This is a genomic window from Rhizobium acidisoli (genome assembly GCF_002531755.2).
GTDB lineage: Bacteria > Pseudomonadota > Alphaproteobacteria > Rhizobiales > Rhizobiaceae > Rhizobium > Rhizobium acidisoli.
This window is the reverse complement of sequence record NZ_CP034998.1, coordinates 958,579-982,895: the sequence shown is the minus strand read 5'-3', so window position 1 is coordinate 982,895 and position 24,317 is coordinate 958,579. Positions and strand designations below refer to the sequence as shown.

The 24,317-nt window shown below is 63.3% G+C and carries 25 protein-coding genes; 3 read left to right on the top strand and 22 right to left on the bottom strand.

Annotated features, from left to right (window positions below; genetic code table 11):
* Positions 1-27: 27 nt before the first annotated feature.
* The 15 genes from CO657_RS04960 to CO657_RS04895 all read right to left on the bottom strand — a co-directional run bounded on the left by CO657_RS04960 (position 28) and on the right by CO657_RS04895 (position 16,022).
* The gene (locus CO657_RS04960; protein WP_054181719.1) at positions 28-2,985 is read right to left on the bottom strand and encodes a bifunctional [glutamine synthetase] adenylyltransferase/[glutamine synthetase]-adenylyl-L-tyrosine phosphorylase; all 2,958 of its coding nucleotides are present in this window, start codon (positions 2,983-2,985) and stop codon (positions 28-30) included.
* A 135-nt stretch (positions 2,986-3,120) separates the two neighbouring features.
* Entirely contained in the window at positions 3,121-4,530 is a 1,410-nt protein-coding gene (locus CO657_RS04955; protein WP_054181718.1) for a sensor histidine kinase, read from the bottom strand.
* The gene (locus CO657_RS04950; RefSeq protein ID WP_375164600.1) at positions 4,527-5,282 is read right to left on the bottom strand and encodes a response regulator transcription factor; all 756 of its coding nucleotides are present in this window, start codon (positions 5,280-5,282) and stop codon (positions 4,527-4,529) included. The genes CO657_RS04955 and CO657_RS04950 overlap by 4 nt, the downstream gene beginning before the upstream one ends.
* Positions 5,283-5,348: 66 nt before the next feature.
* Positions 5,349-6,932: a Do family serine endopeptidase gene (locus tag CO657_RS04945; protein ID WP_054181717.1), complete on the bottom strand. Its 1,584-nt coding sequence runs from the start codon at positions 6,930-6,932 to the stop codon at positions 5,349-5,351.
* Between the two features lie 164 nt (positions 6,933-7,096).
* Positions 7,097-7,552, bottom strand: coding sequence for a cytochrome c-type biogenesis protein (locus CO657_RS04940; protein ID WP_054181716.1), 456 nt, complete (start codon positions 7,550-7,552; stop codon positions 7,097-7,099).
* Positions 7,549-9,537, bottom strand: a complete 1,989-nt coding sequence (locus CO657_RS04935; RefSeq protein WP_054181715.1) for a heme lyase CcmF/NrfE family subunit — start codon at positions 9,535-9,537, stop codon at positions 7,549-7,551. The genes CO657_RS04940 and CO657_RS04935 overlap by 4 nt, the downstream gene beginning before the upstream one ends.
* Positions 9,534-10,046, bottom strand: coding sequence for a cytochrome c maturation protein CcmE (gene ccmE, locus CO657_RS04930; RefSeq protein WP_054181714.1), 513 nt, complete (start codon positions 10,044-10,046; stop codon positions 9,534-9,536). The genes CO657_RS04935 and ccmE overlap by 4 nt, the downstream gene beginning before the upstream one ends.
* A complete protein-coding gene (gene ccmI / locus CO657_RS04925) occupies positions 10,043-11,200 on the bottom strand; it encodes a c-type cytochrome biogenesis protein CcmI (protein ID WP_054181713.1) in 1,158 nt (385 codons plus the stop codon). Before ccmI ends, ccmE begins: the two co-directional genes overlap by 4 nt.
* Before the next feature lie 90 nt (positions 11,201-11,290).
* Positions 11,291-11,716 carry a hypothetical protein gene (locus CO657_RS04920; protein WP_003587693.1) on the bottom strand — a complete coding sequence of 142 codons (426 nt, stop codon included), beginning with the start codon at positions 11,714-11,716 and terminating at the stop codon, positions 11,291-11,293.
* Between the two features lie 118 nt (positions 11,717-11,834).
* On the bottom strand, positions 11,835-13,238 hold the full coding sequence (locus CO657_RS04915) for a sensor histidine kinase (RefSeq protein ID WP_054181712.1): 1,404 nt from the start codon (positions 13,236-13,238) through the stop codon (positions 11,835-11,837).
* A complete protein-coding gene (locus tag CO657_RS04910; protein WP_003569356.1) occupies positions 13,228-13,899 on the bottom strand; it encodes a response regulator transcription factor in 672 nt (223 codons plus the stop codon). The genes CO657_RS04915 and CO657_RS04910 overlap by 11 nt, the downstream gene beginning before the upstream one ends.
* Before the next feature lie 53 nt (positions 13,900-13,952).
* Positions 13,953-14,201 carry a hypothetical protein gene (locus tag CO657_RS04905; RefSeq protein WP_003587696.1) on the bottom strand — a complete coding sequence of 83 codons (249 nt, stop codon included), beginning with the start codon at positions 14,199-14,201 and terminating at the stop codon, positions 13,953-13,955.
* Positions 14,202-14,760: 559 nt separating this feature from the next.
* Entirely contained in the window at positions 14,761-14,964 is a 204-nt protein-coding gene (locus CO657_RS36605; RefSeq protein WP_054181711.1) for a hypothetical protein, read from the bottom strand.
* Positions 14,965-15,010: 46 nt separating this feature from the next.
* Entirely contained in the window at positions 15,011-15,316 is a 306-nt protein-coding gene (locus CO657_RS04900; RefSeq protein WP_003587698.1) for a Dabb family protein, read from the bottom strand.
* Between the two features lie 19 nt (positions 15,317-15,335).
* Positions 15,336-16,022 carry a lysozyme family protein gene (locus tag CO657_RS04895; RefSeq protein WP_054181710.1) on the bottom strand — a complete coding sequence of 229 codons (687 nt, stop codon included), beginning with the start codon at positions 16,020-16,022 and terminating at the stop codon, positions 15,336-15,338.
* Between the two features lie 157 nt (positions 16,023-16,179).
* Here CO657_RS04895 and CO657_RS37900 point away from each other — a divergent pair, with 157 nt between their 5' ends.
* Complete coding sequence (locus tag CO657_RS37900) at positions 16,180-16,311, top strand: hypothetical protein (protein ID WP_003587702.1); 132 nt, start codon at positions 16,180-16,182, stop codon at positions 16,309-16,311.
* 38 nt (positions 16,312-16,349) lie between these two features.
* Here CO657_RS37900 and CO657_RS04890 read toward each other — a convergent pair whose 3' ends face one another.
* The 4 genes from CO657_RS04890 to CO657_RS04875 form a co-directional block, all read right to left on the bottom strand.
* On the bottom strand, positions 16,350-16,910 hold the full coding sequence (locus CO657_RS04890; RefSeq protein WP_054181937.1) for a TetR/AcrR family transcriptional regulator: 561 nt from the start codon (positions 16,908-16,910) through the stop codon (positions 16,350-16,352).
* Between the two features lie 28 nt (positions 16,911-16,938).
* A complete protein-coding gene (locus tag CO657_RS04885) occupies positions 16,939-17,400 on the bottom strand; it encodes a nuclear transport factor 2 family protein (RefSeq protein WP_054181709.1) in 462 nt (153 codons plus the stop codon).
* Positions 17,401-17,485: 85 nt separating this feature from the next.
* Complete coding sequence (locus CO657_RS04880; protein ID WP_054181708.1) at positions 17,486-18,439, bottom strand: pyridoxamine 5'-phosphate oxidase family protein; 954 nt, start codon at positions 18,437-18,439, stop codon at positions 17,486-17,488.
* Between the two features lie 60 nt (positions 18,440-18,499).
* The gene (locus CO657_RS04875) at positions 18,500-19,111 is read right to left on the bottom strand and encodes a glutathione S-transferase family protein (protein ID WP_054181707.1); all 612 of its coding nucleotides are present in this window, start codon (positions 19,109-19,111) and stop codon (positions 18,500-18,502) included.
* A 146-nt stretch (positions 19,112-19,257) separates the two neighbouring features.
* On the opposite strand from CO657_RS04875, the gene CO657_RS04870 reads away from it, so the two are divergent.
* A complete protein-coding gene (locus CO657_RS04870) occupies positions 19,258-20,184 on the top strand; it encodes a LysR family transcriptional regulator (protein ID WP_054181706.1) in 927 nt (308 codons plus the stop codon).
* On the opposite strand, the gene CO657_RS04865 is transcribed toward CO657_RS04870, so the two are convergent.
* Positions 20,154-20,522 (bottom strand): DUF983 domain-containing protein, encoded by a 369-nt coding sequence (locus CO657_RS04865; protein ID WP_003587713.1) that lies wholly within the window; start codon positions 20,520-20,522, stop codon positions 20,154-20,156. The two genes, CO657_RS04870 and CO657_RS04865, sit on opposite strands and share 31 nt — an antisense overlap.
* A gap of 213 nt (positions 20,523-20,735) precedes the next feature.
* A complete protein-coding gene (locus CO657_RS04860) occupies positions 20,736-22,139 on the bottom strand; it encodes an aminotransferase-like domain-containing protein (protein WP_054181705.1) in 1,404 nt (467 codons plus the stop codon).
* 286 nt (positions 22,140-22,425) lie between these two features.
* Here CO657_RS04860 and CO657_RS04855 point away from each other — a divergent pair, with 286 nt between their 5' ends.
* The gene (locus tag CO657_RS04855) at positions 22,426-23,331 is read left to right on the top strand and encodes a S1C family serine protease (RefSeq protein WP_003587715.1); all 906 of its coding nucleotides are present in this window, start codon (positions 22,426-22,428) and stop codon (positions 23,329-23,331) included.
* Positions 23,332-23,374: 43 nt separating this feature from the next.
* On the opposite strand, the gene CO657_RS04850 is transcribed toward CO657_RS04855, so the two are convergent.
* A complete protein-coding gene (locus CO657_RS04850) occupies positions 23,375-24,262 on the bottom strand; it encodes a LysR family transcriptional regulator (protein ID WP_054181704.1) in 888 nt (295 codons plus the stop codon).
* Between the last annotated feature and the right edge of the window lie 55 nt (positions 24,263-24,317).

Genomic DNA, 24,317 nt, shown 5'->3' with positions numbered 1-24,317 from the left:
CTTGCGAGTACCGATAGTCGGCCTCCGTCAGACCTTCACGACATTCAGGAATATTTTTCTGACCGCCTTCGAAAGCCGTTTCACCTCGCCTTCGAGCGTCCTGATATCGGGGCAGTCGCCGGCGCGGCAGACGAGTTCGACGAGCCCGGCCGGGGCGTCGTTCGGATCGAACAGGCCGTCGATGCAGAGGCGGATCAGCTGCGACAGGCTGGTATAAAGGGCAAAAGCCTCAAGGCATGTGTCGAGATCGGCCGTCGCCATCAGCCTGTCGCCCAGCACCTTCAGCGCCTCGCCGGTGCTCAGCCCATTGACGGCAGTGCCGGCGCCCTTGGTAGGGGCAATCAGCGCCAGGTATTGGGCGATGAATTCGAGGTCGATGACGCCGCCGGGGATCAGCTTCAGATCCCAGGGGCCGGATGGCGGCTTTTCCGTGTCGATCAATTCGCGCATCTCGGCAACGTCATGCGCCACCTTGGCAATATCGCGATCCGACGTCAGCACCTCGCGGATGATATGTTCCGCCTCGGCGATCAGGCTGTCATCGCCGGAGATCAGCCGGGCGCGGCTCAGCGCCATATGCTCCCAGGTCCATGCCTCCTGGCGCTGGTATTTGCCGAAGGCGTTGATGCGGGTGGCGACCGGTCCCTTGTTGCCGGATGGTCGCAGCCGCATGTCGACCTCGTAGAGCACACCTTCGGCGGTCGGCGCCGACAGCGCGGCGATCAGCCTCTGGGTGATGCGGGTGAAGTAGCGCGTCGCGTCGAGCGGTTTTGCCCCATCGGATTCGGAAGCCGCATCGTCATAATCGTAGAGCAGGATCAGATCGACGTCGGACCCTGCCGTCAGCTCGAAACTGCCGAGCTTGCCCATGCCGGCGACGGCGATACGCCCGCCGGGATAATCGCCATGTGCTGCCCGCATCTCGCTGACCACGGCATCGAGTGCGGCGGCGATGATGAGGTCGGCGAGATGGGTGAAGGCGCGGGCGGCCATCTGGCCGTTGATCGCACCGGTCAACAGGCGGATACCGATCAGGAAGCGCTGTTCGGCGGCGAAGATGCGCAGCCGGTCGAGCACCTCCTCATAGTGGCGCGCCTGGGCAAGCGAACCTTTCAGCCGCTCGCCGAGATAATCGCGGGTCGGCAGCTCGGCCATCAGGCCGGGATCGAGCATGCCGTCGAAGACATGGGGCCTCGCGGCAATCACCTCGGCAAGGCGGGGCGCCGAGGACATGATGTTGACGATCAGCGACAAGAGCGCCGGGTTGCTGCCGAGCAGCGAGAACAGCTGGATGCCGGAGGGAAGGCCCGAGATGAAGCTGTCGAACCGCAGCAGCGCCTCGTCGGCGCGCTTGCTTTCGCCGAAAACCCGCAAAAGCTCCGGCGCCAGCTCCGTCAGCCTTTCGCGCGCCTCGACCGATTGTGTCGCGCGGTAGCGGCCATAATGCCAGGTGCGGATGATGCGGGAAATGTCGGATGGCCTGGTGAAACCGAGCTTCTTCAGCGTCTCCAGCGTATCCGGATCGTCGCCCTGGCCGGTGAAGACGAGGTTTCCGGTGCCAGTGGAAAGCTTGCTTTCCTGTTCGAACAGGTGGGCATAACGCCGCTCGACCGTCTTCAGCACGCCGACTAGCCGTTCGGCAAAGCTCGGCGTGTCGGTAAAACCCATCATGAAGGCGATGCGCTTCAGGTCGGCATCGGTCTCCGGCAGCAGGTGCGTCTGCTCGTCGCGGACCATCTGGATGCGATGTTCGACATCGCGCAGGAACCAGTAGGCCTCCACCAGTTCGTCCCGGGTCTCGGCGTCGATCCATTTTGCCTTGGTGAGTTCGCCGAGCGTTTCTTCCGTCGCCCGGCCGCGCAATGCCGGCATGCGGCCGCCGGCGATCAGTTGCTGGGTCTGGACGAAGAATTCGATCTCGCGGATGCCCCCGCGGCCGAGCTTGACGTTATGGCCTTTGACCGCGATGGCGCCGTGCCCCTTATGCGCGTGGATTTGCCGTTTGATCGAATGAATATCTGATATCGCCGCATAATCGAGATATTTGCGGAAGACGAAAGGGGAAAGGCCGCGCAGGAAATCGCCGCCCGCCGCAAGGTCGCCGGCAACGGCGCGTGCCTTGATGAAGGCGGCCCGCTCCCAGTTCTGGCCCCTGCCCTCATAATAGATCATCGCCGCCTCGACCGGGATCGCCAGCGGCGTCGAGCCCGGATCGGGGCGCAATCTGAGATCGGTGCGGAAGACATAGCCGTCGGCCGTGCGCTCCTGCAGGATGCGCACCAGCCGCCGCATCATCCGGGGAAAGATCTCGATCGCGTCATCCGGATCGGGCACGATGCCCGCCTCTTCGTCAAAGAAGACGACGAGATCGATATCGGAGGAATAGTTAAGCTCGCAGGCGCCGAGTTTGCCCATGCCGAGGACGATCAGCCCGGAGCCGTCGCTGGGCGCCGCCGGATCCCGCAGCCGCAGCTTTCCGCCCTCATGGGCAGCCAGCAGCAAATGGTCGATAGCGGCGGCGACCGAAGCTTCGGCAAGCTCGCTCAGCCAGGCCGTCGTCGCCCGCCCGTCGAAAATGCGCGAGAGATCGGCGAGCGCGACGAGGAAGGCGACCTTGCGCTTGATGATACGGAGCCTGGTCATCACCGCCGATTCCGCCGGCGCAGCCCCCTCGCCGTCTGGCCGCCAGCAACTGCGCGCCTCGGCGACCAGCGCCTCGATCTGCGGTTCCAGTGGCTCGGTGATGGCGCCGGCGAGGACGGCGGGATCAAGATTGGCGATTTCACGCAGATAGGGCGACAGCGTCAGCGCAGCGGCAATGAAATCGCGAAGCGGGCCTTCCGTCTTCAGCATCGCAGCCACCGACGGCTCTTGCCTGCCGGCCTCCTGGAGGTCGGCGAGTGCCAGCTTCAGCTCCGTCTGGCTTAGCGGACGCAACAGCCCTTCGGCCACATCCTTCAGGCCATGCGTCGATTTCGTCAGCATGCGCTCTCCCTGGCTTTCGGCGGAAGGAGCGACCACGTCGAATCGCGAACTCTCTCCTTCGGTCGGGATTAAACTAGGGTCTTGGCGGCAAACCGCCAATACGCGATTCAGCCCATCGGATTTCGGCGGAAAAGATCACGCCGCCTTGGCCGGGAAGATCATGCTGACGGTCAAGCCGCGCTGTTCGGGCTTGTCGGGATCGGTGTCCGAGAGTTCCAGCCGGCCATTGTGCAGCTCCATGACGGCTTCCACCAGCGAAAGGCCGAGCCCGGTGCCGGGCTTCGAACGGCTTTCGTCGAGGCGAACGAAACGCTTCACCACGTCGTCGCGCCGTTCGGCCGGAACGCCCGGGCCATGGTCCGCGACCGAAAGGCAGATGCCGTCCGGGCGGCGGGCAAGCTTCAGCGACACCGTGCCCGCCCCTTCCGTATCGGAGGAATATTTGATGGCATTGTCGAGCAGGTTGAAGATCGCCTGGCCGATCAGTTCGCGATTACCCTGGACCTCGACACCGGGTTCGACGCTGGCGCTGAGGTCAAGCCCGGCTTCCTCGGCCGCCGGCTCGTAAAGCTCGGCGCTGTCGGAGACGATCGCCGAAAGCTCCACCGGCGACATCTCGGCCGCCACCGATCCGGCCTCGACGCGGGAGATCATCAGCAGCGCATTGAAGGTGCGGATCAGTTGGTCCGATTCGGAAATAATGCCTTCGAGCGCGGTGCGCCGCGTCTCACCATCGGCCATGTCGACCGCATCGGCCGCCTTGTTGCGCAGCCGCGTCAGCGGCGTCTTGAGGTCATGGGCGATATTGTCGGAGACCTGCCGCAGTCCCTCGTTCAGCTTCTCGATGCGCTCCAGCATGGTGTTCAACGACATGGACAGCCGGTCGAACTCATCGCCGGAGCCGCCGACCGGCAGGCGCTGCGACAGGTCGCCGGCCATGATCTTCTTGCTGGCATCCGACATGCGGTCGATGCGTTTCAGCGCATTGCGGCCGATGGCGAACCAGATGATGATCGCGCCAAGCCCCATGATCGCCAGCGCCACCATCAATGCCTGGCGCACCAGGAGACGGAAACGTTCGGGGTCGCCAAGGTCGCGGCCGATCAGGATGCGCAAGCCGTTATCGAGCACGAAGATATTGGCGATCGCCTTGTGGCGGCGCTCGACGCCGCTGTCGGTATAACGCTGATAGATGAAGGGTGCCGAGGTCCAGCCCATTTCCTCGAAGACACCGGGCTGCACCGAGGCGACATTGCCGGCGAGAATATCGCCCGAGGGACCGGCGATGACATAGAGATTGGCACCCGGCTGGCGGGCGCGCCGCTCCATCGTGCGCAGCAGAAGGTTCATGCCGCCGGTATCATAGGCGCGCTGCACCTGCTCCACCTCCTGCTTGACGGCGTCGCGGATCTGGCCGGTCAGCAGCCGTTCCGACATCGCCGTCACATAAAAGACGAGGGTCGCGGCGCAGATGGCGAAAAGCAGGATATAGAGTGCCGAAAGGCGGACTGCGGTGGACTTGAAGAGAACCCTGAAGCGGCTCATCCCTCGTCCTTGATCATGTACCCCGCGCCCCGGATGGTCTTCAGGAGCGGCTGGCTGTAGTCCTTCTCGATCTTCGAGCGCAGGCGCGAGACGTGGACGTCGATAACATTGGTCTGCGGATCGAAGTGATAGTCCCAGACATTTTCGAGCAGCATGGTGCGGGTTACCACCTGGCCGGCATTCTTCATCAGATATTCGAGCAGGCGGAATTCGCGCGGCTGCAGCGGGATTTCCTTGCCGCCGCGGCGCACCTCGTGGGAGAGCCGATCGAGTTCGAGATCGGCGACGCGGTAGACGACGTCCTGATCCGGCGTGCCCTTGCGGCGGCCGAGAACCTCGACGCGCGCCAGCAACTCGCTGAAGGCATAAGGCTTCGGCAGGTAGTCGTCGCCGCCGGCGCGCAGGCCGGTGACGCGGTCGTCGACCTGGCCGAGGGCGGAGAGGATGAGAACCGGCGTGTGGATCGCCTTGCGGCGGAGCTCGCTGATGACGGAGAGACCGTCCCGGCGCGGCAGCATGCGATCGATGACGATGACGTCGTAGGTATTTTCCGAGCCCATGAACAGACCGGCCTCGCCGTCGCTGGCGTGATCGGCGACGATACCCGCCTCGCGAAAGGCTTTCGTGAGGTAGACGGCGGCTTCGAGATCATCTTCGATGATGAGAATCTTCATGCGGCCGACATTACCCACCGGCTGCGTTTCGGCAAGGCTCAAAGCATCTTCCTGCGGGGCGGCGCTCATCGCGATCATCCTTCAAAGGTCAGAAGAATCAGCCGCGCGGATTTTCATCCGCACGGCTGCTGTTTTCTTGAGGGATCAGCCCTGGCCGTTGATCGGAAGAGCGACGAAACGGCTTCCTTCGGTCGACTGGATCTGGAAGAGCGCCCGGGTGCGGCCGTCCTTCTTGGCCTGGTTCAGCACCTTGACAACATCGGCGGGGCTGGAGACTTCCTGGTTGTTGACCGAGGTGATCTTCTCGCCTTCCTTGATGCCCTTGTCGGCGGCATCGGAGTCCGGGTCGATGCCGGTGATCGCCAGGCCCTTGCCGTCATCGGAAGGACCGACCGTCAGGCCGAGATCGGCAAGCGCTTTTTCGGACGCCGGTGCCTCCGGCTGCTGCGGCTGGCTGTTGTCATCGGCGTTCGCATCCTTCTGGTCGGCCGGCAGCGTGCCGAGTTCGACGGTCAGAGGCTGGGCCTTGCCGGCGCGCCAGACCGAAAGCTCGACCTTGCTGCCCGGCTGCATCGCACCGATGCGACGGCTGAGATCACGCGCATCCTTGATCGTTTCACCGTTCAGCGCGGTAACGACGTCGCCGGCCTTCATGCCGGCCTTATCGCCGGGCGACCCGGCCTGCGGGGCGACGACGAGGGCGCCGCTCGGCTCGGAAAGGCCGATGGATTCGGCGATATCCTTGGTCACCGGCTGGATCTGGACACCCAGCCAGCCACGCGAAACCTGGCCGTCCTTCATCAGATCGGCGACGACATCCCTGGCCGTCGAGGCCGGAATGGCGAAGGCGATGCCGACGCTGCCGCCGGACGGCGAGAAGATCGCGGTGTTGATGCCGACGACTTCGCCGCTGAGGTTGAAGGTCGGGCCACCGGAGTTGCCGCGGTTCACGGCGGCATCCACCTGCAGGTAATCGTCGTAGGGGCCAGAGCCGATATCGCGGCCGCGGGCCGAAACAATGCCGGCCGTGACCGTGCCGCCGAGGCCGAATGGGTTGCCGACGGCGACGACCCAGTCGCCGACGCGGACATTATTGTCATCGGCCCAGTTGACGTAGGTGAACTTCTTGCCCTTGCCATCGACCTTCAGCACGGCGAGATCGGTGCGCGGATCCTTGCCGATCAGTTTGGCATCGAGTTCGGTGCCGTCATTCATGACAGCGACGAAGGCCTGGCCATCGGAAACGACGTGGTTGTTGGTAACGATGTAGCCGTCCTCGGAGATGAAGAAGCCGGACCCTTGAGCGACCGGACGCAGACGGCCCTTGCCGCCGGGGCCATTTTGGCCGCCCGGGCCGTTCTGGCCGAAGCGCCGCTGATGGCCCTGCTGATCACTTGGGTCCTGGCCGCCGAACTGCTTAAAGAAGCGCTTCAGCGGATGATCATCGGGAAGATCGTCGAAGCCGCGGCCTTCGATGGAGAAGCCATCATTGTCGGAGACGGGATTGACGCGGTTTTCGACGCGGACGGAAACGACGGCCGGCGAAACGGCATCGACGACATTGGCGAAGCTCGGCACGGCAGGCGCCTGAACCTTGACGGCTTCGGCATAAGACCGGGTGATTTCGAGCGGAACGCCGGTTGCGAGCACAGCGGCTGCGATACCGGCGACGGTAGAAGCCTTGAGCACAGTGGCGAGGGACGGACGTCCGTTGAAATTCTTGAGCATTGGTGCACCTTCTCTTGTTCTTAAATCTTCAGCCCGGCAGCGCCGGATCAGTCGATGCATCAAGATATAGGATGGCGCACCTTACTGCGAACTGTCCGGCCAATGAAAAATTGGTAATGTATGAAAATGTTTGGTCGCGGCGGGCGATTGCTGCCGGCGCACCGCTACTTTTCCAGAAGCTCGCTCAACTTTGCCTGTTCATCCGCCGTCAGCTTGCTGGCCGTCGGCTTGCCTGAGCGCCTGCGGGCAAAGACCAGCAGTGAGAGCCCGCCGGCGAGCACCAGCAGCGCCGGGGCGCCCCAGAGCAGGCCGGTCTTCATGCTGAACCGCGGCTTCAGCAACACGAATTCGCCGTAGCGCGAGACGATATAGTTCAGCACCGCCTCGTCGCTGTCGCCGTCGGTGATGCGCTCGCGCACCAGCAGGCGCAGGTCCTTGGCGAGATCGGCATTGGAATCGTCGATCGACTGGTTCTGGCAGACCATGCAGCGCAGCTCCGCCGACAGGGCGCGCGCCCGCGCTTCCAGTGCCGGGTCCGCCAGCACCTCGTCCGGGTTGACGGCGAAGGCCGGCGCGGCCAACAGCATCAAGACGAGAGCCAGGAGGAGACGCCGCATCATTCCGCCGGCTCCAGCGTCGGGGCTGCCGGCTTCGCCTTCCTGCGCGGTGCGCCGACGCGCAGGCGGCGGTCGGACAGCGAGACGAGGCCGCCGACAGCCATGATCAGCGCGCCGCCCCAGATGCAGAGGATGAACGGCTTCCACCAGATGCGCACGACGATGCCGCCGTCCTTGGTGGCGTCACCCAATGAGACGTAGAGCTGGCTGAGGCCGAAGGTCAGGATGCCCGCTTCCGTCGTCGGCATCTGGCGGGCGGTGTAGAGGCGCTTGGCCGACCAGGTGTCGGCGACCGCGACACCGGCGCGGCGGATGGTGAAATGGCCGCGCTCCTCGGTGTAGTTCGGCCCGGTCGCCGGCTGCATGCCGTCGAAATGCAGGCTGTAACCACCGGCATCCGTGGTCTCGCCGGGCTTCATCTCGATGACGTGTTCGGTCTGGAAGGTCGTGACGGCGACGATGCCGAGCACGGTGACGCCGAGCCCGGCATGGGCAAGGGCGGTGCCGAAGGCCGAACGCGGCAGGCCGCTCAGACGGCGCCAGGCAACACTGCCCGCAACCTTGCCGATGCCGGCGCGATACCAGAGATCGGCAACCGCGCCGAAGACCAGGAATAGCCCGGCCGCCAATCCGAGCACGGAGAGCACCGGCCCGCCATGCTGGAGATAGAAGAAGATCAGCGCTGCGGTGAAGGCGCTGCCGGCGACGACATAGAGCCGCTGCAGGGCGCCGAGCAGATCGCCACGCTTCCAGGCGAGCAGCGGCCCGAAGGGCACGATGACGATCAGCGGCGCCATCAGCAGGCCGAAGGTCAGGTTGAAGAAGGGCGGCCCGACGGAGATCTTGTCGCCGGTCAGCGTTTCCAGCAGCAGCGGATAGAGCGTGCCGGTCAAGACCGTGCCGCAGGCAACCGTCAGGATCAGATTGTTGACGACGAGCGCGCCCTCGCGCGAAATCGGCGCAAACAACCCGCCGGCCGAAAGCTTCGGCGCGCGGAAGGCAAACAGCGACAGCGCGCCGCCGATGAAGATCAGCAGGATGCAGAGGATGAAGACGCCGCGGGAGGGATCGCTGGCGAAAGCATGCACCGAGGTCAGCACGCCGGAGCGCACCAGGAAGGTGCCCATCAGCGACAGCGAGAAGGTGAGGATGGCCAGCAGCACCGTCCAGATCTTCAGCGCCTCGCGCTTTTCCATGACGAGGGCCGAATGCAACAGCGCGGTGCCGGCAAGCCAGGGCATGAAGGAGGCGTTTTCCACCGGATCCCAGAACCACCAGCCGCCCCAGCCGAGTTCGTAATAGGCCCAGTAGGAGCCCATGGCGATGCCGAGCGTCAGAAAGGTCCAGGCGGCGAGCGTCCAGGGCCGCACCCAGCGGGCCCAGGCGGCGTCGATGCGGCCTTCGAGGAGGGCCGCGACGGCAAAGGAGAAGCAGACGGAAAAGCCGACATAGCCGAGATAGAGCAGCGGCGGGTGGATCGCCAGGCCGACATCCTGCAGGACGGGATTGAGGTCGCGGCCCTCGGCCGGCGCCGGATCGAGCCGCAGGAAGGGATTGGAGGTCAGCAGGATGAACAGCGTGAAGGCGACCGAAATCCAGGCCTGCACGGCAAGCACATTGGCCTTCAGCGTCTCCGGCAGATTGCGTCCGAAGACGGCGACGAGCGCGCTGAACAGCGTCAGGATCAACAGCCAGAGCATCATCGATCCCTCGTGATTGCCCCAGACGCCGGAATATTTATAGATCAGCGGCACCAGCGAATGCGAATTCTCCCAGACGTTCTCGACCGAGAAGTCGGAGACGACATGGGCATAGGTCAAGACGCCGAAGGAAAAGACGACGAGCGCAAACATCGCCAGCGAGCCGATGGTGGCGACATCCATCATCGCCCGGTCGTGGCGGCGGGCGCCGATGACCGGCACGACGGAGAGGATGAGCGCCGTTGCCAGCGCCAGCACCAGCGCGTAATGGCCGATCTCGATGATCATTGCGTCGCTTTCGCCTCCTGGCCCGGATTTTCCTGGCCTTGACCCTCTTTCCCTGGGCTCTCCTGGCCTTGACCTTCCTTCCACAACCCCTGCTGCTTCAGCCGGTCGGCCACGTCCTTCGGCATATAGGTCTCGTCATGTTTGGCAAGCACGGTATCGGCGGTAAAGACGTTGGTCCCCGGCGCAAACATGCCTTCGGTGACGACGCCCTGCCCTTCGCGGAAGAGATCCGGCAGGATGCCGGTATATTTGACCTTCACGGCATTGGCGCTGCCGTCGGTGACGGAAAACTCCACGGTCGAGCCCGCGCCGCGCACGACGCTGCCCTCGCCGACCAGGCCGCCGAGCCGGATGCGGGTTTCCGGCGCCACCGGGGTCTTTGCCAGATCGGCCGGCATGTAGAAATAGGCGACCGATTGGCTGAAGGCGAACATGACCAGCAGCACGGCGGCGGCAATGAAGCCCATGCCGCCTGCGATCACCGCCAGGCGCTTCTGCTTGCGGGTCATTGCGTCGCTCCCTCAGTGGCTATGCCGAGTTCCCTGGCGAGCGCCAGCAATTGGCTGCCCTGTTCGCCGGGCGGCGGAAAGGCCGCAAGCCCGCGCTTCAGCGCATCGGCGGCACGATCCTTGTCGTTCAACACGGCATAGGAGCGGACGAGCCGCACCCATCCGTCGAAATTGTTCGGATCGGCGCTGAGCTTGGCGTCGAGGCTCTCGACCATGCCACGGATCATCTGCTGCCGGTCGCCGGCATTCATACTCTGCGCGGCTGCAACATCTTCCTGCGTGGGATTGCCCGGGGCAGCCGTATCGGCGCCCGGGGCAGCCTCATTGGCGCCTGCCGGCGCACTGCCATTCATGGCGATATGCTGGTTGACCAGCGGCAGCCAGGGTGCATCGGCCGGCGATTGTTTCGCCAGCGCTTCGAAGGCCTGGCGCGCCTCGTCGCGTCGTCCTGCCTGCTCCATGCTGAGGGCGACGTAGAAGCGCGCGCGCGGATTGTCGGGTTCCAGCGTCAGCGACTGTTCCAGCACCTGCCGCGTTTCCTCCGTCACCACACCCTCGGAGACCGCCATCAGCGTCTCGGCAAGGCCGTCGAGCCGGGCCGGGCTCGGGCCGAGCAGCCGGATGGCGTTGCGGTAGGCCAGTTGCGCGTCGTTCACGCGCATGGTGCGCAGATAGATCGGCGCCAGCACGTCCCAGCCCTTGCCGTCATCGGGGCTCTCGGCCAGGTGCCGTTCCGCCTTGACGATCAGCACCGCCATATCGTTGCCGGGATTTTCCAGCCGCGCTTCCAGCGGCTGCGAGGGCAGATTCGGCCTGCCCGTCGTCAAATAAAGACAGAGCCCGAGAAGCGGCAGCACCAGCAGCACGAAGGCCTCGGTGAAACGGTGATGCCGTGCAGGTTTCGGCGCCTCTTCCGGCTCGCCACCAGAGACGGCGATCAGCCGACGGCCGATTTCCGCCCTGGCATAATCGGCTTCCTCAGGCGTGATCAGCCCGCCATTGAGATCGCGGTCGAGTTCGCGCAGCTGGTCGCGATAGACCGCCGCCTCGCCCGCACGGATATTCTCAGCCGCCTTCGCACCGCGCAGAAGGGGGTAGAGCAGGACAGCAGCGACGACTGCCGTCAGAACGGCGACGAGAATCCAGAACAGCATATCGGCCCAAATACGTGAAGCGGGCCGCCATTCCAACTGCCAAAGCCGGAATGACGAAGATTTGAGGCTATAAGCCGCAATTTACCTGATTCAGCCGAGCGGCGACCAGCTGCCGTCCTCGTTGCGGCAGGCAGCGCCGCGCACCACGGTATCCTTGCCGTCGACGGTCAGCGTATGGGTATATTGTCGGCAGTTCTGTGACCCCACCTGATAGGGTGCGGCGGCGACCACCTTGCCGGTGACGTCCTTGCCGGTCCACAGCATCGGCTGGCCGACGGCCGCACCTTCCAGCGCCCGATATTCGGCCTCGAGCGCCCGCTGCTTATCGCTATCGCTGAGCGTCACGCCGCTACGGCCGACAAGGCCGCCCTGCAGCGCGGTGAGGAAGGCGGCCGAGGCCGAGGGCTTGCTCGAAAAAATGCCGCGTGAAGCAGCACCCTTCGTCGTCGTGCAGCCGGTGAGCGCGACGGCGACGAGAAGAGCGGAAGCGATCATGCCTTGCGAGCGTAAAATCATTGCGTCGAACCACGATCAGGGGTCAATTTCAGCCGATCGAAGTGCAGCGTCCCCGTGTCAGCATTAAGGCAAAGCATGCTATACATTTGCCAGTATCTTTGTGACATCAAGCAGTTGCTCATGCAACATCCTTTGTGATGCCGGGCAGGATAAGCTTCGCCTTGAGCCCGCCCCATTCGCCGCGGGAAAGCTCGAGCCGCCCTTGATACTCACTGGAAATCTCGGTGACGATCGAAAGGCCGAGCCCGGTACCGGGCTTGCTTTCGTCGAGCCGGCGGCCGCGCTTCAGCGCCTCGCGGATCTGGTCGGGCTCCAGGCCCGGCCCGTCATCCTCGACCGCGAGTTCCACCCAGTGGCGGCGCGCGCTCGCCTCCGCGCCCCTGACGTCCTCGCCGGCCTCGACGGCCGAAAGCCGGACCTTGCTCCTGGCAAAACGCGCCGCATTCTCCAGGAGATTGCCGACGGTCTCCTCGAGATCCTGCTGTTCCATGGCGACGGCCAGATGCGGCGGCGAGACGACAAGATCGAATTCGGTATCGACGTTCAGCCGGCGCATGACGCGCACCAGCCGCTCGAGCGCCGGCTCGGCATCGGTGCGGGCGAGCACAGATTCGCGCTGCGCAGCGATGCGGGCCCGGTTGAGGTAGGACTGCACCTGCCCCTGCATCGATTCCGCCTGGCTGCGCACCAGTTCGCCATGGGATTTTTCGAGCACGCGCGCTTCGTTCAGCAGAACGGCGATCGGCGTCTTCAGCGAATGGGCGAGATTGCCGACCTGCATGCGGGCCCGCTCGACGATGCGGCGGTTGCTGTCGATCAGCGCGTTCACCTCGTTGGCAAGCGGCAAAATCTCGCGCGGGAAATCGCCCTTCAGCTGCTCGCTCTCGCCGGCGCGGATGCGCTCCAAGGCGGCACGCGCCTTGTCGAGCGGCTTCAGGCCATAGAGAATCGCCAGCGCATTGACGATCAGGCTGCCGACGCCGAAGCCGGCGAGCGCGAGATAGAGGCTGTGGGAAAAGGTGCGCACGTCGTCCTCGACGACATCGACATTGCCGGTGACGCGGACGCGCGCCGCGCGCCCGTCGGTGTCGAGCACCACTTCGGTTTCGGCCACCTGCACGCGGTTCCCGGAGGCATCCGTCACCTGGTAATAACGTTCGTAATTCTTGTCGAAGGGCGCCTCGACGACGGAAGGGACCGGAATGAGCGCCGAGCCGAGCGAGGGCGAGACCAGCGGCGCCGTCGTATAGGTGCCGAGCGGCTCCACCACCCAGTACCAGCCGGTCTTCGGCTGGGCAAAGCGCAGATCGCCAAGCTGCGGGCTGCCGCTGAGCGCGCCCTGATCTCCGATGGTCACCGAGTTGATGACGTTATAGAGCTGCGCCCGCAAGAGATCCTGGAAACCACGCTCGGCGCTCTTGCGGTAAAGCGTCGAGATCAACAGGCCGATCACGACAAGCGCCACTGTCGACCACACCGTGGTCAACAGCAAGACACGTGCGGTGAGCGACTTAATTCGCATGTTTCGGCGCTTGGATGCGGTAACCGAGACCGCGCACCGTTTCGATCAGATCGACGCCCATTTTCTTGCGCAGGCGGCCGACAAACACCTCGATCGTGTTGGAATCGCGGTCGAAATCCTGGTCGTACATGTGCTCGACCAGTTCGGTGCGCGAGACGACCTCGCCCATGTGGTGCATGAGATAGGCAAGCAGGCGGTATTCGTGCGAGGTCAGCTTCAGCGTCGTGCCGTTGACCGTCGCCTTCGAGGATTTTGTATCGAGCCGCACCGGCCCGCAGATGATCTCGGATGAGGAATGCCCGGCCGCACGGCGGATAAGCGCCCGAATGCGCGCCAGCACTTCCTCGACATGGAAGGGTTTGGTGACGTAGTCGTCGGCGCCTGCGTCGATGCCGGCGACCTTGTCGCTCCAGCGGTCGCGCGCCGTCAGAATGAGGACCGGCACGCCGCGGCCGGCGCCGCGCCATTTTTCAAGAACGGTCACTCCGTCCAGCTCTGGCAGGCCGATATCGAGAATGATGGCGTCATAGGGTTCGGTATCGCCGAGGAAATGGCCTTCCTCGCCGTCGAACGCCTGGTCGACGACATAGCCCGCCTCCTTCAGCGTGTCGGCCAGCTGCCGGTTCAAATTGACGTCGTCTTCGACTACCAGAATACGCATCGGTCCGCCTTCGTCCGCTTCAAATCGATCTGTCCTGAATAGACCGATTCCGCCTACATCGGAACCTTTACCGTCACCTTGCGTGGACGCTGGCCGTTGCCCGACACCAGAACGGTGATGATGCAGGTATCGCCCACCGGCTGCACGGAGAGAAGCTGGCCGCCCGTCTGCTCGACGACCTGGGCTGCGGCGGCGCTGCAATCGCCTGCCACGCTATGAACGAGGGTGCCCGCGCCATCCGGTGAAGGCGCCGATACCACCAGTCCGGCGGCCAATGCTGCGACGCTCAGAGGAAAGGCCATGTGCTATGCTTTCAAGGTAATGCCAACGTGGCCCGAATATGTACTCACGCGACCTGAATGGCAAATGAATGCACTGTAATGCAGGGCATTTAGAACCATTCTCGACTGCTGGCGGCAGCGGCTGAAAACGGCTGCCGCGACCGGCTTCGGCGGCCTTGTCCGCATGGGAAAAGTCTGCGGCTCTGGGCGCACACAGAGTGCTGGGCGTGGATGTTCGGGTCAAGCTGGATGCTCGGGTCAAGCCCGAGCAGGACGGAAGGTGGGGATAACGACCGGCAAGAGGCGAGAGGTGTGGAGGAATTCCATTAAAATCGCGGAAGCGGATTTGCGCAAAACAAAGGACGGCAATTCCAACAAAACCGCTGCGCACTTACGGTATTTTCTCCATAGGCTTCCCCACCCTCCGTCCTGCTCGGGCTTGACCCGAGCATCCAGCTTGACTCGAGCATCCAGCTTGACCCGATGCAGTGGATCCTCGGCTCACCTGCCCTGACGACGGAGGCGGCTCCCACGCATCAGCCGAGCCCGAGCGTCCGTCAACGGTCCAGGTCAGCCCTTCTTAATATGTCTGGATTATCATCGGCATCAGGACGAGAGCGGCTCTCCGTCCAAGCATCGCGACCGTTGCGGCCGCCTGACCATGAACATGCAGCTGTTTTTGACGAATCTTTTGAATCGCTTGCCACGGCTTTTTCGAAAGTTGAGTCGGGCGGCTCGGAAGTTGATTGAGCTTCAGCGCATCCTGCACCGGAAAATCATTCATCCATTTGAAATATCAACGGAATGTGACAGCCGAATGCTTTTGAAACTCAAAGCGGCTGCTTCACCGCCGTGTGGCTGTCGTAATCGGCGGCGATGCGTTTTTCCCGGAGCGGCCGCACCCGCTCGATCGACAGCTGATAATCGGGATGGGCCTTGTAGGCGGCAAGGGCTGCCTCGTCGTCGAATTCGCCGTAGACCACGAGATCGATCTCGGTGCCCAGCTGATCGGTCTTCACATTGGTGCCGATTTCCAAGAGCCGCGCATGCGGAATGGCGGTCAGGATCGAAAGCCCGGCCCTCACCTCCTGCAAATGCTCCTCCTGCACGGTGAAGAAGACGATATGGCGGATCACGCGAAGCTCCTGTCAAGTTTCAGAGGGTCAGCCGCGCGATAACACGCAAGCCCCAGGCCTTCAACCGCGCGATCATGCTCTCCGCAGCATCGGGACGCATCGCCGCATGGAAGGCCATGGCATAGGCCGCGAGCTTCTCCGCCCGGTCGGTGCCATTGACGATGCGGCGCGCGTTCACCCAATCCTCGGTCGCCCCGTTCAGGTGATCGGCAAGCTTGTGGCCGGTAAAGCTGCCCTGCAGCATGCCCTCGATCAGGATCGTCACCGCCGCATCCATCTCCATCGCCCGGTCGGGATCGGCAACGAGGTCGATGCCCGTCAGCGTGCTCATCGCCTCATAGTTCCGCTTGTGGGTGAGCTGCACCAGGCCGCGCCCGAGCCAGCTGCGGCCATCTTCATCGGGCCGCCAGTAGGGCGTCTTCACCCAGGAAAGCCGGCCTGCGGCAAAGGCCGTTTCCAGGATCTCGACGGCGCGGGCATCGCTTTGCGCCAGCGTCTCCCGCACCGGCTGCATCGTATAGGCGGTCTCATGATAGGCGGTTGCGAGGATATAGGCGAGCCATCGCCGGTCGGCATGGGGAAACCGCTCTTCCCAGGCGTCGAGAATCGCCGTGATGCCCACCACCTGAGGATGCGTCAGCTTTCCCTTAAAGAGCTCGTCCTTCACCGCATCCAAAAATAAATTTCGGTCCATGTGGACAACCATTCCGCGCTTCCCAGAAAACATCATGGTTAAAACCGCCTTAATCGATTAAAATTCATTTAATCGTTTAAAGTCTTTAAGCCACTGATTTACACGCCTTTTGTCTTGTGCAATGCATCTTCTTGCCCTGAAGCCTTGCCGCGAAAAGAGGAGACTTCCGATGCAGACGCCTGCCACTCCGCAAACCACCATTCCCCAGCACCTCGTCGACCAGATGGAAAACGAATGGCGCCAGATTCGCCTTGAACGGGAAAATCCGCGCCCGGCCCAGCAGCCTCAACAGCAACGCTGAGAGATACAGGCAAAGCGGCGCGGATGTAAGGCCAGCCCTCATCGCGTCGCAGCCCCAAACCGCTTCGCCAGCGTTTCCAGGGAGCGGGTAAAGATCATTTCGTCTCCCAGCGCCCGCGCCAGCACCAGCGCGCCTTGAATGCCGGCGACACCTTCCTCGGCGAGCGCTTGCGCCTCTTCGTCAGAACAGCCTGCCCGGCTCAACGCCGAACGCAAGGCGCCGATCCAGCGGATGAAATAGTCGCCGATCGCCGCCGAAAACCGTTCCCTTGTATCGTCAAGGGCGAAGGCGCCGACGAGGCAGATGCGGCCGCCGGATCTGAAGTAATCATTCACATTGACCCACATCGCCGCGATCGCCTGACGGGCGTCGTCCTGTCTCAGCGGCCGATAGATCGCCTGCTCGAACCAGGCGTCGATTTCGGCAAGCACGGCGTTAGCCATCTCCTCCTTGCCGCCGGGAAAGAAGTGGTAAAGGCTGCCCTTGCCGAGGCCGGTGCGTTCGGTGATGCGGCTGAGCGCCGTGCCCTCATAGCCGAGTTCGCGGAAGATTTCCGCCAGCAGCGGCACGATGTCGGCGCGTTCGTAGACGGTCTTCACCGACAGAGTTTCCTTGGCCTGGTTTGCGTCAAAGGCCAAGCTCGGTCAGGCCCGGATGATCGTCCGGCCGCCGGCCGAGCGGCCAGTGGTATTTACGCTCCGATTCTCGGATCGGCAGGTCGTTGATGCAGGCGAAGCGGCGCTGCATCAGGCCGGCGGCATCGAATTCCCAGTTCTCATTGCCATAGGAGCGGAACCAGTTGCCGCTGTTATCGTGCCTTTCATAGGCGAAGCGCACGGCAATGCGATCGTCGGTGAAGGCCCAGATCTCCTTGATCAGCCGGTAATCCAACTCCTTTGCCCATTTGCGGGTGAGAAAGGCGACGATCTCGGCGCGGCCGTTGACGAATTCGGCGCGGTTCCGCCAGCGGCTGTCCGGCGTATAGACGAGCGAGACGCGCTCGGGATCGCGGCTATTCCAGCCGTCCTCGGCAAGGCGGACTTTCCGGGTGGCGGTCTCAAGGGTGAAGGGCGGGACGAGGCTGGACATGGGTGCTCCTGTACTGAACAGTAATCATTGTACCGATCGGTACAATTATTTGCAAGAGGGCCGGGGCGGAGTTTTGCCGCTCCCCTCACCCACGCGAGCGCCGCAGCAGATCGGGGCTCTCCTTCCTCCATCGCAGCGGCAAGGTATCCGGGCGCAGCACGATCTGTTCGGGCGTGAATCGCCACAGCCGCTCAGCCCGTTCAAAGGTGGCGATCTCCGGCGAATCCAGCAGCACCTCGACCTTTCCCGCCAGTTGCAGCATGTCGCCGGTTTCAAAATCGACGAAGACCAGCCCGGCCTTCGGGTTGACCAGAAAATTGCCGAGGGTGTTGAAGAACCGATTGCCGGAAAAATCGGGAATGGTCAGCACCCCATCGGCACTGGCACGCACGAAGCCGACGTCGCCGCCGCGATGGGAGACATCCACCTGCCGCTCGCCATTGTCGCGATCGACATAGGAGGCGACGAAGAAGGTATCGGCGCCCTCGATCATCCCGCGCATGCGATGGTCGAGGTGACCGGAATGCAGCGGCGCCACCTCCGTCGGCCTATCGGGATCGCGGACAAAGATGGAGGAGCGAGGCTGGATATATTGCGGGCAATTGCCGAAGCTCTGGCCGACGCGCAGGCGGAAGGCTTCGGCATCCGTTCGGCGGATGACGCCGTTCAGCCGGTTGCGCCGCCGGGTCTCGAGCTGGATGCCGAGCATGGCGATCGCGTCGCCATCCTCCATGCCGGCATCGGCAGGATCGGCGGGGTCGCGCGGCAGGTCGACATCGAGGCTCTCCGGATCCGGCGAGGACATGAAACCCGGGCGCGCAGCCCGCACCGTCGCCCAGACATCACCTTTGGTATCGACGGCGCCAAGCACTATGAAGGGCAGCATCGGAAAAAACGCGCGGTGCTGTTCGGGCATCGCCTTGCGGACGAAATTCCGGTCGGGTCCATCCATACGTTCGACGACCCCGACGCTGCGCTGCATGGCGAGTTCACCCTGATGCCAGGGTGACGTCACGTCCTCTCTTGTCTGCTCCAGCATGACGGCCTCCTTGCGGGCACCATTTGGGAAACCGGGACGGTGATCCGTCCCGGCGCAGTCTCATGCGGCAAGGCCGATCTTCGTCTTGCGAAAGCCGACGAAACCCGGCAGCGCCTCGATGCGGGCAAGCCAGGCGCGGACGCTCGGATAGGCCGAGATGTCGACATTGCCCTCCGGCGCATTGGCGATGTAGCTGTAGAGCGCGACGTCGGCGATGACAGGATCGCCGCCAAGCAGGAAATTGCGGCCGGCGAGCTCCGCTTCGATCAGCGCCAGAATACGGTGTGCCCGGGCGATCACCTCATCGGTGCGGAAATCGGCGCCGAAAACGGTAACCAGGCGGGCGGCGCAAGGTCCATAGGCGATCTCACCAGCCGCAACCGAAAGCCATTTCTGTATTCGCGCCGCGGCCAATGCCTGTTCCGGCAGCCAGTCGGTGCGGCCATATTTGCGCGCGAGATAGACGAGGATGGCAGAGGAGTCGGCAATGACCGTGCCGTCGTCGTCGAGGACCGGCACCTGGCCGAAGGGATTGAGCTTCAGAAATTCCGGCGCCTTGTGGGCGCGCGCCGCCAGGTCGACCTCGACCAGCTCATAGGGCACGCCAAGCAGCGACAGAAACAGGTGAACCCGGTGCGAATGGCCGGAAAGCGGGTGATGGTAGAGTTTCATGACGGTTTCCTTTGGTCTTCCCGATCGACGGGCCATGATTGACGATGGCCGCCTGCGAACCATCTGCGGGGGAATGTATTTCCTTCCATTTGATTGCAGTAGAATGCTAATCTGGAAGGCATATTCCCAATTTTCGGAAGGATAGAATGGACCGCCTCGACGCCATGACCGTGCTTCTTGCCGTTGTCGAACAGGGCAGCCTATCGGCCGCCTCCAGGCATTTGCGATCGCCGCTCGCCACTGTCAGCCGCAAGGTTTCCGAGCTGGAAGCCCATCTGAACGCCCAGTTGCTGCAGAGAAGCAACCGGAAGATCACGCTGACGGAGGCCGGCCGCTCCTATGTGGAGGCGGCGCGGGAAATTCTCGATCGGGTGGAAGAGGCCGAAAGGACAGCGGCCGGTGAATACAGCGTGCCGAAGGGCGCGCTGATAATGACCGCGCCGATCGTCTTCGGGCGGCTGCATGTCCTGCCTGTGGTGGTGGACTTCCTGAAGGCCTATCCCGATATCAATCTGAGGCTGATGCTTGGCGACCGGCTGTCGAACCTCGTCGAGGACCATATCGATGTAGCGCTGCGGATCGGCAACCTGCCGGACAGCAACCTGATCGCCACCAGGCTCGGCGCGATCCGCCGGACGGTCTATGCCAGCCCGGATTATCTCGCACGGCAGGTCAAGCCTCGGCATCCGGGCGACCTTGCTGCGCATGACTGCATCACCTTCGACAGCATGGCCTCGACGCTGAGCTGGACATTCACCGAGGGAAAACGCGATCTCACCGTGCCGATCCGCTCACGGCTAGCCGTCAACACCGCCGAGGCTGCGGTCGATGCGGCAGTCGCCGGCCTCGGGATCACCCGGGTGCTGTCCTACCAAGCCGCACGCGCCGAGACGGCGGGTCTGCTTACGCCACTGCTTGCCGATTTCGAACCGCCGCCGGCACCGGTGCATCTCGTCTATCCCGCGCCGGGATTGGTGCCCCTGAAATTGCGGGCGCTCATCGATTTCGCCACGCCACGGCTGCGCGCGACGCTCAACAGATCTCAGGCGAGTTTGCCCTCTTCCGCCTTATAGAAATACTGGCTGGCGACCAGCCAGCCCTTCAGCGGTCGCAACGGCGGAATACAGGTGGCGAGCATGAAAGGGCCGGTGACCAGAAGCTGCACCCAGATCGGCGCGGTAAACGCCACCTCCAGCCAGACGCCGAGCAGCACGCTCGGTATGCAGGCAAAGCAGATGACGAAAAAAGCCGGACCGTCAGCCGGATCGGCAAAGGAATAATCGAGGCCGCAAGCCTCGCATTCCGGCTGCAGTGTCAGGAAGCCCTTGAACATATGGCCCTGGCCACAGCGCGGGCAGCGCCCCCTGATGCCGGTCTGCAGCGGAGGAAGCGGGGGATATTCGGTTTCCATGATGATCACACCTTGTTCTGCACGGGCATCAAGTCAATCAATGCTCAGCAATGTATGCATTCAATATAAATACATTGCTGAGGCATTGCCAGTCAACTCGTCAGAATGCCGCAGAGTTCCGCGGCCGGGCCGACCGCGGATTGTGCAAACTTGAATTGAAGGGGTCGCAAGAACCAATCACTTGCCTGAAGGGTCAGCTGCGGCGTTGGCGGCTCAGAAAAACGAAGCCGCCATCTCCGGCGGACCCTCAAGCGCATGAGCCATGAAATCCAATGCACCCTGCAGCTTCTCCCGGGCGATCGGGCCGCCGAGGCAGACACGCACGGCCTCGGGCGCGGCGCCTTCGACCGTGAAGGCATCGCTTGCCACGACGCCGATGCCGGCGGAACGCATGTGGCTGCCGAAGGTAGAGCGGGTCCAGCCATTGGCGAGCGGCAGCCAGATGTTGAAACTGAGCGGATCGGCGCGGTAGCTGCCTTCAGGCAGGAGGGCGGCAACCATCTGCTGACGCGCGGCGGCTTCCGTGCGGATGAAGCGCAAGATCGCGTCGGCCGTGCCGTCCTCGATCCAGCGGGTGGCGAGCGCCAAGGTCAGCGGCGAGGCCATGACATTGTTAGCGCGCATGGCGCTGACGAAGGGCCACACGGCCTTGCTATCCGGCGCCACGACATAGGCAAGACGCAAGCCGGCGCCGATACTTTTCGCCAGCCCGCCGATATGCCAGGTGAGATCGGGCGCCGTTGCCGCAAGCGGCGGCGGGCCTTCCAGCGGAATGAAGCCATAGGCATCGTCTTCGACGATCGGCACGTGATATCTACGGGCAACCGTGACGATTTCCTCGCGGCGCCTGGCCGGGATAGTCAGCGTCGTCGGGTTCTGCAGCGTCGGATTGAGATAAAGCGCCTTCGGCTGCAACCGCTCGCAGGCTCTCGCAAAGGCGTCCGGCAGGATGCCGTCCTCATCCATCGGCAGACCCGCCAGATTGAGCCGCAGCTGGGCGGCTATCGAGCGCATGCCGGGATAGGTGATGATTTCCGAGAGCACGGTTTCGCCTGGTTTTGCCAGCAAGCCGAAGATCGCCAGCAGGGCCGGATGGGCGCCAGGCGTGACGAAGATCCGCTCCTGCGGGGGCGCCAAGCCGCGACGGCTGAGCCAGGTGGCGGCGGACTCCTTGTCCACGCCGGAGCCGCCGAAGCCCTGATAGCGCAGAAGCGGAATGAGGTTTGCCGCCACCGTCGCCATGCCGTCACGCATGCGGGCGATCAGTTCCGGATCATCCGGTTCCGGCGGCATGTTCATCGAGAAATCGACGACAGATGCCCGGCGCGGATCGGGCGCCGCGCCAGGCGCGAAGCCCCGGCTCTCCCTGGCCGCGCCACCGGTGACGAAGGTGCCGCGGCCGACATGCGAATCGACCAACCCGCGCTTCTGCGCCTCGACATAACCTCTCGCCACCGTGGTGAAATCGACATTCAGCCGCTTGGCGAGTTCGCGTTGCGGCGGCAGCCGGTCCCCGACCACGAGGTGGCCGCTGCGCAGATCCATTTCGATCACATCGGCGATCGCCATATAACGCGGGCTGCTGCTGCGCCCGAGATCGGGATGCCAGTCTTTCATGTCGTCATCCGTGCAGCCTGAGTCCTGATGGGATTGACTGTATATTGTTGCACGGTGACGCTGTCACGAAAAATGTCGTGTGCACGACTTTGGTGCCAGCAGTGAATGGCGTGGTGCAGCTCTTTCCAAGCGTTTCATTGCCCATTGAATGCATTGCGCATCGGGGTCCGGGTTTGGAAATTCCATCGGCCATAGCCTTGCCTCCGCCCACCCATCTTCTTACCTATTCAAGACAGAGCGCGTCAGATTTCGGCCTTTCGAGCCGGCGCTCTGTCAGGATGAAAGCATGAATATCGATCCAATTTTGCGGTCAATCGTGGCCGTTCGTTCTTCCATCCCGGAAGATGCCTTCACAGCGGAGACGCTGGGCACTGTCCGGGAGGGCAGCGGCGTGGTCATTCGCGACAATGGGCTGGTGCTGACCATCGGTTACCTCATCACCGAGGCCGAAGAGGTCTGGCTGACCACCCATGACGGGCGCGTCGTTCCCGCCCATGCGCTTGCCTATGATCAGGAATCCGGCTTCGGCCTGGTGCAGGCGCTCGGGGTTCTCAATGCACCGGCCGTGGATCTCGGCGATGCGGCAAGCGCCAAGGCCGGCGATGCCGTCGTGCTTGCCGATGGCATCGGAGAATTCGTCGAGGCCAATATCGTCGCCCGGCAGGAATTCGCCGGCTACTGGGAATATCTGCTGGATGAGGCGATTTTCACGGCGCCGGCCCATCCCTCATGGGGTGGTGCGGCGCTGATCGGTTCGGACGGCAAGCTTCTGGGCATCGGCTCGCTTCGCCTGCAAATGAGCCAGGGCGACGAGGTCGCCGATATCAACATGGTCGTGCCGATCGACCTTTTGACTCCGATCCTCGACGATCTGTTGAACCGCGGAAGCGTCAACAAACCGCCGCGGCCCTGGCTCGGCGCATTCTCCGCCGAGAGCAATGGCGGCGTGGTGGTGATGAGCGTCGCCGAAGGCGGCCCGGCCGCCCAGGCGGGTCTGCGGCAAGGTGATATCATCTCGGAGATCCGCGACGAAGAGGTCGATGGCCTGGCCGATTTCTACCGCAAGGTCTGGAGTAGCGGCCCGGCCGGCGCCGAAATTCCGATGCGGATTCTCAGGAACGGCCGGGAAGCCTGGCTGCGCATCAAGTCCGCCGACCGCAACAATTTTCTCAAGAAGCCGCAGCTGCAGTAAGGTCGCCGACCGCCACCGGATGCGCTTTCTGTTTGCGTGAATCCTACCGGCGGAGATCTCCGGCGATCCAGCCGATCGCGGCCTTCACCCGTCGCGGCACGAATTGCCGCGACGGGTGAACCGCATGGATCGGCAGGCTGTACTTTTCCCAATCGGCAAGCACCTCGGTCAGCCGCCCGGCGGCGATGTCTTCCTCTACCAGCACCAGCGGCGCATAGACGAGGCCGGCGTCTTCTATCGCGGCAACACGCATGGCTTCGCCATTGTCGATACCGATATTGCTGCTGATCTTTGCCGCCAGCACTCGTCCATTTTGATCTTCGAAATGCCATTGATCGCGCGGGACGAGGTTGAGGCTTAGGATGCAGCGGTGCTCTTGCAACTGCTCGGGATGGGTCGGGGTGCCGTTCTTGCCGAGATAGTGGGGAGAGGCGCAGCAGACGAAGCGATAGGTGCCGATCTTTCTTGCGATCAGGGAAGATGGCCGCAGATGCGCCACCCGAATGGCAAGGTCATAGCCTTCGGCGATCAGATCGACGTTCCGGTCGGTCAGATTAAGCTCCAGACTGACCGCGGGATGCTGATTGGCAAAGCGAGCAATGGACGATGCCAAGCGCTTCACGCCGAGCGTCGTCGGGCCGCTGATGCGGAGGTGGCCGGATATTTCGTGGTTGTCGGGGCCGGCAATATCGTTCAATTGCTCCAGCTCATCGATGACCCTGCTTGCTCTCTCCAGAAATCTGCGACCGATCTCGGTGAGCCTCTGGCTTCGCGTGGTGCGCTCGATCAGCTTGACCCCATAATCTGTTTCCAAAGCCTGGATGCGCCGGCCCACCATGGCGGGCGACAGGTTGAGCCTGGCGGCAGCTTTGGCGAAACTACCGGCCGTCGCCACGGCTACAAAGGTCTTCAAATTGGTGAGATCGGTCATTCGATACTTTTATGCAATTATATTCCGCCATTCAATGCCATTTATGATGGGATCG